Source organism: Bacillus sp. MMSF_3328 (genome assembly GCF_030733525.1).
GTDB lineage: Bacteria > Bacillota > Bacilli > Bacillales > Cytobacillaceae > Bacillus_AB > Bacillus_AB infantis.
In genome coordinates this window covers 46,448-56,635 of record NZ_JASHIV010000026.1, presented here as the reverse complement: position 1 = coordinate 56,635, position 10,188 = coordinate 46,448, and the positions used below count along the sequence as shown (strand labels likewise).

At 47.7% G+C, this 10,188-nt stretch carries 11 protein-coding genes and 1 rRNA gene; all 12 read right to left on the bottom strand.

Going from position 1 to position 10,188, the window contains the following annotated elements:
• A 16S ribosomal RNA gene (locus RBB45_RS23840) occupies positions 1 to 81 on the bottom strand; the annotation flags it as partial.
• A 446-nt stretch (positions 82 to 527) separates the two neighbouring features.
• Positions 528 to 1,985, bottom strand: coding sequence for a lysine--tRNA ligase (gene lysS / locus RBB45_RS23835; protein ID WP_101553002.1), 1,458 nt, complete (start codon positions 1,983 to 1,985; stop codon positions 528 to 530).
• Between the two features lie 235 nt (positions 1,986 to 2,220).
• Positions 2,221 to 3,213 carry a tRNA dihydrouridine synthase DusB gene (gene dusB / locus RBB45_RS23830; protein ID WP_224952363.1) on the bottom strand — a complete coding sequence of 331 codons (993 nt, stop codon included), beginning with the start codon at positions 3,211 to 3,213 and terminating at the stop codon, positions 2,221 to 2,223.
• Positions 3,214 to 3,243: 30 nt separating this feature from the next.
• Entirely contained in the window at positions 3,244 to 3,459 is a 216-nt protein-coding gene (locus RBB45_RS23825) for a helix-turn-helix domain-containing protein (protein WP_009796137.1), read from the bottom strand.
• A complete protein-coding gene (gene folK, locus RBB45_RS23820) occupies positions 3,411 to 3,938 on the bottom strand; it encodes a 2-amino-4-hydroxy-6-hydroxymethyldihydropteridine diphosphokinase (RefSeq protein WP_101552976.1) in 528 nt (175 codons plus the stop codon). Before folK ends, RBB45_RS23825 begins: the two co-directional genes overlap by 49 nt.
• Positions 3,939 to 3,940: 2 nt before the next feature.
• A complete protein-coding gene (folB, locus tag RBB45_RS23815) occupies positions 3,941 to 4,300 on the bottom strand; it encodes a dihydroneopterin aldolase (RefSeq protein WP_009796139.1) in 360 nt (119 codons plus the stop codon).
• The gene (folP, locus tag RBB45_RS23810; RefSeq protein ID WP_224952364.1) at positions 4,293 to 5,129 is read right to left on the bottom strand and encodes a dihydropteroate synthase; all 837 of its coding nucleotides are present in this window, start codon (positions 5,127 to 5,129) and stop codon (positions 4,293 to 4,295) included. Before folP ends, folB begins: the two co-directional genes overlap by 8 nt.
• Complete coding sequence (gene pabC / locus RBB45_RS23805) at positions 5,126 to 6,001, bottom strand: aminodeoxychorismate lyase (RefSeq protein ID WP_224952366.1); 876 nt, start codon at positions 5,999 to 6,001, stop codon at positions 5,126 to 5,128. Before pabC ends, folP begins: the two co-directional genes overlap by 4 nt.
• A 2-nt stretch (positions 6,002 to 6,003) precedes the next feature.
• Positions 6,004 to 6,594 (bottom strand): aminodeoxychorismate/anthranilate synthase component II, encoded by a 591-nt coding sequence (gene pabA / locus RBB45_RS23800; protein WP_009796142.1) that lies wholly within the window; start codon positions 6,592 to 6,594, stop codon positions 6,004 to 6,006.
• Positions 6,591 to 8,006: an anthranilate synthase component I family protein gene (locus RBB45_RS23795; RefSeq protein ID WP_022543211.1), complete on the bottom strand. Its 1,416-nt coding sequence runs from the start codon at positions 8,004 to 8,006 to the stop codon at positions 6,591 to 6,593. The genes pabA and RBB45_RS23795 overlap by 4 nt, the downstream gene beginning before the upstream one ends.
• Positions 8,007 to 8,132: 126 nt before the next feature.
• Positions 8,133 to 9,056: a cysteine synthase A gene (gene cysK / locus RBB45_RS23790; RefSeq protein ID WP_022543210.1), complete on the bottom strand. Its 924-nt coding sequence runs from the start codon at positions 9,054 to 9,056 to the stop codon at positions 8,133 to 8,135.
• Positions 9,057 to 9,277: 221 nt separating this feature from the next.
• Entirely contained in the window at positions 9,278 to 10,168 is an 891-nt protein-coding gene (locus RBB45_RS23785; RefSeq protein WP_009796145.1) for a peptidyl-prolyl cis-trans isomerase, read from the bottom strand.
• Between the last annotated feature and the right edge of the window lie 20 nt (positions 10,169 to 10,188).

The window sequence follows — 10,188 nt, the reverse complement described above, 5'->3', positions numbered from 1 at the left end:
GCTCCCATCCGTCCGCTCGACTTGCATGTATTAGGCACGCCGCCAGCGTTCGTCCTGAGCCAGGATCAAACTCTCCAAATAAGAGTAAGATTTAGCTCTGATAAAAATAAGATTTACGTTGACGTTTTTGTTCGTTCAGTTTTCAAAGAACAATCTTTTTTTGTTGTCGCTCATTAGGCGACTTAACTATCTTATCACAACCAAGTTAGTGAGTCAATAGTTTTTTTATTTCTTTTTTTCGGCTTGCTTGCTGTCTTGCAGCAACAGATATTAATATACCACCTATATAAGAGGTGCGCAATACATTTTTATTAAAAATATACACCATTATTAAAGAAAAACTATTCTTATTTTTCCGCTTTTGCTTAGCGTGGACACTTGCAGGCCAGGAGCTAATCTTTCTCTCTTAATTGTCCGCTCCCGCTCTTAAAAACCCCATTTCCTTCTATAATAAAAAAGCTGGAGGCAGGCCCGGCTGATCGGGTCTGCCTCCAGCAGGCAAAAAAGCTGCGGCCTTATTTTTTCTATTAACGGTGGCGCATCAGCGGGAACAGCAGTACATCCCTGATGGAAGGGGAATTTGTCAGGAGCATGACAAGGCGGTCAATCCCGATTCCCAGTCCTCCTGTCGGCGGCATACCGTATTCAAGGGCTTCAATAAAGTCATCATCCATCATATGCGCCTCATCATTTCCTTGCTCGCGCTCTTTCAGCTGTGCTTCAAAGCGTTCGCGCTGGTCGATAGGATCATTCAGCTCCGTGAAGGCATTAGCGTGCTCACGGGCAACAATGAATAATTCAAAGCGGTCAGTGAATCTCGGATCCTCTTCGTTCTTTTTCGCAAGAGGGGAGATCTCAACAGGATGCCCGTAGATGAATGTAGGCTGAATCAGCTTTTCTTCTACTTTCTGTTCAAAGAATTCATTGACGATATGGCCATATTCCATTGTTTCTTTGATTTCTACATTATGTTCCTTTGCAAGGGCCTGGGCCTCTTCCTTGCTCATCTGTTGCCAGAAGTCTACACCAGTATGCTCCTTGATTGCATCAACCATATGAAGTCTTGTCCATTCCGGCTTTAAATTCACTTCATAGTCACCGTATTGGACAGTCGTAGTTCCAAGGACTTCTTCAGCTATATGCGCAACCAGGTTCTCGGTCAGGCTCATGATATCGCGGTAATCTGCATAAGCTTCATAGAGCTCGATCATTGTAAACTCTGGGTTATGCCTTGTAGAAACACCTTCATTACGGAATACGCGGCCGATTTCATACACTTTCTCCAGCCCGCCCACAATCAGGCGCTTTAAGTGCAGCTCGATTGCGATACGCATATACAGTTCCATATCAAGAGCATTGTGATGGGTAATGAACGGGCGTGCAGATGCTCCTCCTGCGATTGAGTGCATCATTGGCGTTTCCACTTCAAGATAGCCGTGGCTGTCCAGATAGCGGCGCATCGATTGGATGATGCGGCTTCTTGTAATGAACGTCTTTTTGCTTTCCTGGCTCATGATCAGATCCAGGTAGCGCTGGCGGTATCTTTGCTCAACATCCTTTAAGCCGTGGAATTTCTCAGGCAGCGGACGCAGTGACTTGGTCAGAAGCTCGAATGCCTCCACCTTGATGGAAAGTTCGCCAACCTTTGTCTTGAACAGTGTGCCTGTTACGCCGACAAGGTCGCCAAGATCAGCACTGTTAAAGATTTCATAGCTTTCTTCCCCTATAGCATCCTGTCTTACATAGATCTGGATCTGGCCCTTAAGATCCTGGATGTGTGCAAAGCCCGCTTTTCCTTTTCCGCGCTTTGTCATGATCCGGCCGGCAAGAGTGACAGAAATATTCTGTTCTTCTATTGCTTCTTTCTCCTGTTCGCCATACTCATCAATCAAATCCTGGGACTGATGGGAACGCTCAAATCTCTTACCGAATGGATCCATTCCTTTTTCCCGCAGGCTGTTCATTTTTTCCCTGCGGACTCTCATTAAGTCATTTAACTCTTCACGGCTTTCGCTCACGGAAAATCATCTCCAATACTGATCTTTTTATGTAAACCCTCATTCAGGAACATCAGGTTTGTTTTGTATACTTCTATTATTTTACACAATTGACGTGAAACAGACATCATAAATGCAGAAATAGCGAAAAACTGCCAGCAAACCACTGGCAGTTTCTAATTATAACAAAAGTGTTTCAGATAGAGAAGAAAATGATAGCATGTTAGCCTGCCTGGATTTCCTTGGCTTCCGCATCAAGAGCAAGCGTATTAAGGAGAGTTACAAGCTCTTCTCTTGTATTGCATTCATTGACTGCATTGCGGGCCTTGCCATTCCCTCTTATTCCCTTTAGATACCAGGCCGCATGCTTTCTCATTTCGCGCACAGCGATATACTCGCTCTTCAGGGCAATCAGGCGGTCAAGGTGAAGGATGCATACATCTATTTTTTCACGCACAGATGGTTCATCCATCAGCTGCCCCGTTTCGAGGTACTTAACGGTACGGTAGATCATCCACGGATTCCCGAGTGCAGCGCGTCCAATCATAACGCCGTCCACCCCTGTTTCTTCCAGCATTCTTTTCGCGTCCTGCGGAGTCTGGACATCGCCGTTTCCAATCAGCGGTATGGAGATACTCTGCTTCACTTCTTTAATAATATCCCAGTTTGCCTGGCCTTCATACATTTGTACACGCGTCCGTCCATGAAGGGCAACTGCTTTTCCTCCGGCACTTTCGACAGCCTGGGCATTGCGCACAGCATATATATGGTCATCGTCCCAGCCCATCCGCATCTTAACGGTTACAGGCTTTGAAACAGCCGCTGTTACAGCCGAAACCATTTCATAAATTTTATCGGGATCCAGCAGCCACTTGGCGCCGGCATCACATTTGGTGATCTTCGGAACCGGACATCCCATATTGATATCAATGATATCAGCGTTTGTATTTTCATCTACAAACTTGGCGGCTTCAACCAGTGTATCTTTTTCTCCGCCAAAAATCTGCAGGCTTAAAGGCTTTTCCCGCTCATCTATATACAGCATGTTCATCGTCTTTTCATTTTTCATGACGATTCCTTTATCGCTGATCATTTCGGCACAGACGAGGCCTGCCCCGAATTCTTTAACGGTCAGGCGGAAGGCTGAGTTGCAGATTCCGGCCATCGGCGCCAGGACAACAGGATTCTTCATCTCAATGTTGCCAATCTTAAGCATGTCGGTACCTCCTGTTTCTTTCAATCTCTATTAGTCAATCTCCTGTGTCGGAGTTAATTCTTCAATGCTGATTTTCAATACATGCGCTACCTGGACGATGAAATCATCAGCGGGCATACGATTGCCCCTTTCAATTTCGCCAAGTACAGAGACTGAGACACCCAGCTCCTTCGCAAAGCTTTCCTGTGTAAAACCTTTTAATTTTCGAAAAGCCCGAATACGTCTTCCCCATTTTTCTGCTTCCATATTCGCACTCCTTCTCTATCAGGTATTTCCTCCAGCAATGCTTCAAGAGGCGTGTCCATTACCGGAACATCCGTTCTCTCCCCTATTTCAGCAAGAGGCACAATGACAAATGCCCGTTCCTTCATTCGGGGATGAGGAATGATAAGGTCCTCTGTTATCATATTTTCGTGATTATACAGCAGAATGTCAAGGTCTATAGTGCGCGGACCCCACCGGATATCCCTTTTTCTGCCAATCTTCTGCTCGATGGACATGCATGTTTCCAGCAATTCATGCGGCGATCTGTCTGTATCTGCAGCTATGACCATATTTAAGAATTCCCCCTGGTCCTCGTAGCCGACCGGATCTGTTTCATAAATGGAAGAATAACTTGCCAAATCTATTCCAGGATGCTCTGAAAGCATTCGGATGGCTTCCTTGAGATTCGCCGCTCTGTCCCCCATATTGGAGCCCAATGCGATAAATACCCTATTTTCCACGCTTATCGTCCCCTTGTAATTTCAACTGCTACAGAATCATAGTGGCCAGGGATCGGCGGATCCGGCTTGATGACTCTGACGGTTACTGAGCTGATTGCAGGGAACCGCCCCAGCATCTCAGCAGATATTTTTTCAGCCAGCGCTTCTACGAGTTTGAACGGCTTTCCTTCAACAACCTCTTTGCAGACCTGATAGATCTCTCCATAATTGATGGAATCCTCGAGATTGTCGCTTTTACCCGCTTTCTCTAAATCCGTCTCTACAATTACATCAACAGCAAAACGCTGTCCTAGCTTTGTTTCTTCGGGAAAAACACCATGATAGCCATAGAATTTCATATTATTTAAATATATTTTATCCATGCAGCTCCCCCTTCCCCATCAGGGCATCCATCATTTTCGCCAGACGGCTCATCTCCTTTACATCATGGATCCTGATGATCTGGCAGCCTTTTTGGATGCCATAGCAGACGGTTGCCCCTGTTCCTTCCACCCTTTCCTCCACAGGGAGATCAAGGATGGTGCCGATAAAAGATTTCCTTGAGGTACCCAGAAGCACCGGATAACCGAGACTGGTGATTGTGTCAAGATTCCTCATCATCTCAAGATTGTAAGGCAGGTTTTTCGCAAACCCGATTCCCGGGTCAAGAATGATATTTTCCTCTTTAACCCCCGCATTCCTGGCAATATGGATGCTTTCATACAGATCATTGAGCACATCTCGGACAAATACGGAATAATCCCTGTTTTCCCGGTTGTGCATCAGGATGATGGGTACCCCAAGCCTTGATGCCGTTTCTGCCATCTTAGGGTCCTTCTTCGCCCCCCACACATCGTTGATGATGTGGGCGCCCGCGCTGATGGCTTCTTCTGCCACAGCCGCTTTATAGGTATCGATCGAGATTGGCAGAGGCACTTCCTTCGCAACCGCCCTGATCACCGGAATCACCCGCTCAAGCTCTTCTTCTGCAGAAACCTCGTCAAAGCCCGGCCTTGTCGATTCCCCGCCAATGTCAATGATATCAGCTCCGTTAGCAGCCATCTCCAGCGCATGCTTCACCGCCTTGTCAGCATCAAAGTATTTTCCTCCGTCAGAAAAAGAGTCGGGGGTCGCGTTCAGGATCCCCATCACTAATGTTTTTATTCCATAGTCCAGCTCATATGGCCCGCAATTTATGATTTGTCTGTTCATCTCTGTCCCTCCATTAGAAGTCCTTCTCGTCCCCATAGATGACTGCTGTATTTCCTGTACTCTTTGTGCAGCATTCCGGCAAGAAGGCCGGCGCCCCCTGGAAAAGAAACACCGGCAAAGCTTGCGGCAGGTGCAATCTCCTGAATGGAGTTGGTAACAAACACTTCGTCTGCACGCATCATTTCCTCTGCCTGATAAAAGCCTTCCTGCACCTGCAGGCCATTTTTTTCGGCAAGCAGCAGCACAAATTGCCTGGTGATGCCGTTCAGGATGCCCGTTTCCAAGGATGGGGTATATAAAATATTCCCTTTCGTCCAGAAAAGATTAGAGACAACCCCTTCAGCCAGAAACCCTTCTTTTGTCAGAAAGATCCCTTCCTGTCCAGGTGTATTCCCAAGCTCTCTTTTAGCAAGGATGTTGTTCATATAGTGGTGGGACTTCAGCCGTTCATCCCCCTCTGGCGTATTGCGCCTCATTTTGAGGAGGACCAGCTGTTTTTCCGCCATTTCCCCCGCTGGCGGCAGCGGCCGTGCAAAAAGGATCGTCTGGGGGCTGCTGTAAACATCAGGGGGGAGGCCAAGCTCTTCAATGCCTGCAGATACATTCAGCCTTACATTGGCATTTGTGCAGCCATTCCGTTCCAGCACCATGCTGATTTTCCCCGCTAGTTCCTCTCTTGAAAAAGCAGCTTCGATATTGAGAGTGCTGAGCCCCCGGTTAAGCCTGTCCAGATGATCATCCAGCAGAAACGGATGGCCATCATATACCCTGAATGTTTCGAAAAGCCCCATTCCGTAGAGAAAGCCATGGTCAAAAGGCGAAATCACCGCTTCTTCAGCTGAAACAAGCCGGTCGTTTATTAAAATATGCATACTTAAGCCCCAACCATCTTAGCATTTTTATAATGGGCGATGAAGTTGCTTAATAGTACTTTCCCCGACTGTGTCATGATGGATTCTGGATGGAACTGGACACCTTCTGCACTCAAGGTTTTATGGCGGATGGCCATGATTTCGCCTTCCTCTGTCCATGCAGAAATTTCAAAGCAGTCTGGCAGGGTTTCTTTTTTCACAATCAAAGAGTGATATCTGGTTGCCGGGAAAGGGTTCGGCAAACCGGCAAAAATGGTTTTGCCGTCATGGTAGATTTCCGAGGTTTTCCCATGCATCAGCCTTTCTGCCTGCACAACATCCCCGCCGAATGACTGGGCAAGAGACTGGTGACCAAGGCAGACGCCAAAAATGGGGATCTTTCCTGCAAAATGGGAGATCGCTTCCAGGCTGATTCCTGCTTCATTCGGGCTGCAGGGTCCTGGGGAGATCATCAGAAAAGAAGGGCTGGCTGCTGCAATGTCCTCCAGTGCCGCCTCATCATTTCTTTTTACAACCAGCTCTTCTCCCAGTTCCCCCAAATATTGAACGAGATTATAGGTAAATGAATCAAAGTTATCAATCATATAGATCATATCAGATGCTCCCCGCCATTCTCGGCCAGCTCCTTCGCCTTCCAGAGGGCCATCGCTTTTTTGAGTGATTCTTTATATTCATGCTTCGGATTGGAGTCGATGACAATGCCGGCTCCTGCCTGCACATGGGCCTTGCCGTCTTTTACGAGCATTGTGCGGATGACGATATTCAGCTCCATATCCCCGTTGAAGCCGATCCATCCGATTGATCCTGTATACAAGCCCCTTCTGACAGGCTCCAGCTCTTCAATGATCTCCATCGTCCTGATCTTCGGCGCCCCGGTAATCGTCCCGCCGGGAAAAACAGCATCTATGACATCATAGGGAGATTTGCCTTGTGCGAGAACTCCCCTGACATTGGAAACAATATGCATCACATGGGAGTACTTTTCAATCACCATGAATTCATTCACTTCCACTGATCCGTATTCGGCAACACGGCCGAGGTCATTCCGCTCCAGGTCTACAAGCATGACATGCTCTGCCCGCTCCTTCTCATTCTGGATCAATTCCTCGGCAAGCCTCAGGTCCTCCGCTTCATCGGCCCCTCTCGATCTAGTGCCCGCTATCGGCCGCGTGCTGATCTCCTGCCCGTTCTTCTTGACCAGCAGCTCAGGCGAACCGCTGACAATCTGGTAATCAGGTGTATGGATAAAAGCCATATATGGCGACGGATTGAGCTGGCGGAGCTGGTCGTACACATCAATCGCTTCGACACCGATCGGTCTTGTCTGCCTAACCGACAGATTAACCTGGAATACATCCCCCTTGGAAATGTAATCCTGAATCCTGCTTACCGCTTCCTTGAATTCTTCTTCTTTCATTGATACTTCAAGATCTTCGCCAGCCTGTGTTTTTTCCGGAATATAAAGGGCAGGAACAGTGCCTGTCCAGCGGCTCACCCAGTCATCCGCCCTTTTTTCAATACGGCCGGCATCAACTGAGGAATCATATAAAAACAGAAGCCAGAGTTCCTCCTCTTCATGATCAAAGACAAACCATTCCCTGAACAGAAAAAAATGGACATCAGGAAGCTCTAGGTCGTCTTTTGACCAGACTGGGAGCTTTTCAACATATCTTGCATAATCATAGCTAATATATCCAATTGCCCCTCCCTGGAAGTCCGGCAGCTCTTCCAGCCTTTCAGCTTCATAGCGGCCCATATATTCCTTCAGGCAATGAAGCGGATTACCTTCCAGCAGCTCTGTACCTGCTTGGGTTACAGCCTTAAGCTGCACGCCCCGGCCAGTCAAGATCACTTCCGGGTCAAAGGCTGCCATGCTGTACCTTCCGCCACGTCCGCTCTCCAGGAGGACATGATTCTCTTTGCCTGCAGATAAATGACGGTAATGCTGATAAAACTCTGTATATGTATAAGCAGTTCTCCTGCTGTAGATTGACAGCTTCTCCAAACTGAACACTCCCATCCCAATAACTACTTTTCATCATACATGATTTGGAGCCGCCAGGACAGGTCCTCTGCTCTCTGTAAAAGCAGAAAAAAACAGCAGCCGGGCGGCTGCTGCTCTTTGTATCTTCTATTCTTCGAACTGGTACAGCGGTGTGCTCAAATAGCGCTCCCCGTTGCTCGGGATGATAGCAAGGACTTTCTTGCCTTTTCCGAGCTCTTTGGCAACTTTGAGGGCCGCATAGATGGCTGCACCTGATGAGATTCCACCCAGGATTCCCTCTTCTTTTGCCGCACGGCGGGCATATTCAAAGGCATCATCATTCGTTACCTTGATTACCCCGTCATATACTTCAGTATCAAGGATATCCGGTACAAACCCGGCGCCTATGCCCTGGATTTTGTGAGGGCCCGGCTTCCCGCCGGAGAGGACCGGTGAATCTGCGGGCTCTACCGCATAAATCTTAACTGAGCCAAACTTCTCCTTAAGCACCTCTCCGGCACCTGTGATCGTTCCGCCAGTGCCGATTCCTGAGATGAAAGCGTCGACCTGATCCATCTGTTCAGCAATTTCCTTTCCTGTTGTCCTTCTGTGGACCTCTGGATTGGCTTCGTTCTTGAATTGCTGAGGCATGAAATAGCCATGCTCCTTCGCCAGCTCTTCAGCCTTGCGGATCGCTCCTCCCATTCCCTCAGGCCCTGGAGTGAGCACAAGCTCCGCTCCATAAGCGCGAAGAAGATTGCGGCGCTCCATACTCATCGTTTCCGGCATGACGAGGATGGCCTTATAGCCTTTCGCTGCTGCGACCATCGCCAGTCCGATCCCAGTGTTCCCTGAAGTCGGTTCGATGATTGTATCACCGGCTTTCAGATTCCCATCCTGTTCAGCAGCTTCAATCATGGCAAGCGCAATCCGGTCCTTGACGCTGCTGCCTGGATTCATATATTCCAGCTTCAAGTAAACATCAGCACTATTGTCATCTGTCAGCCGGTTCAATTTGACGATCGGGGTCTGCCCGACCAATTCTGTAATCGAGTTTGCTACACGCACCATTTACATCCGCTCCCTAATCCGAGTATTTTTATTGGTTTTATAAAAAACTTAACAGCGCAACAGAGAATTGTCAATCAATATGCAGTCAAATCGACCCTATTTTTTAGAATTTTCTTTTAATAAAGGAGCCTTGGAATTCACTATGTAGTATTATATACCCTCATGCCTGCCTTTATGTTGCGGATAAACAAAAACGGACAGGCTGCCTGTCCGTTTTCATCCTATTGCTTTTCTTCCTGTTTATCATAGAAAGAGTCGACCTTGATTTCATTCCAGAAAGGTTTGGCCGAAGCTGGGGTGTCCATCTGCTCGAGAGCGACCTGCCGGCGGATTTGGTTTTTCACATCCTTGAAAGCATAATTGCGTCCATCCAGATGCTCATGCAGCAGGATTACTGCATACCCGTCCTCTACTTCAACCGGTTCACTCCATTCCCCTTCTTTCAGCTTTGCCGCTTCATCAATGAAATCCTGTGAAAAGCGCTCATCCTCTTCGCTGATGAAGCCAGTTTCCCCGCCCTGGTTTGCCGTGAATTCATCAATCGACCTCTCCATGGCCAGTACCGGGAAGCTGGAGCCATTTTCAAGCTCTTTTATGGTCTGTTCAGCTTCCTTTTTTGTTTTAACGACAATTTGGGAAATATGATAGGAATCCGGAACCTGAAAAAGACTCTTATTTTGATCATAATAGTCCTTCATTTCCTCTTCAGTCACCACAACATCCCTTGTCAGCAGTTCCTCCAGGAGCAGGCTGTATTTAATCTGCTCCTTCCACTTGCTTTCATCAAGCTGCTGCAGCCGGTTGCCCTGGTACATGGTTTTGACCAGCGTGAGCTCCCTTTCGACCGCATCCTTTGATACCTCAACATCGTATTTCTCCGCCATGGCTCCGATCACTTTCTGGTCAATCAGATCATTCAGCACTTCCTTGCCATAGCGCTGCTCCATTTCGTTCAGCCATTCTTCTCTCGTAATTTTATCTTTTCCGACCTCGGCCACTGTTTCCCCGCTGCCGGCAAACAGCACAGCTGGCCTGATAGTCAATAATAAGATAAAAATGATGTTCAAAACGAACAGGCTGGCAATAATCAGCCAAAGATGCTTTTTTTTCACAGTTTCCTCCCCCAGAAAAC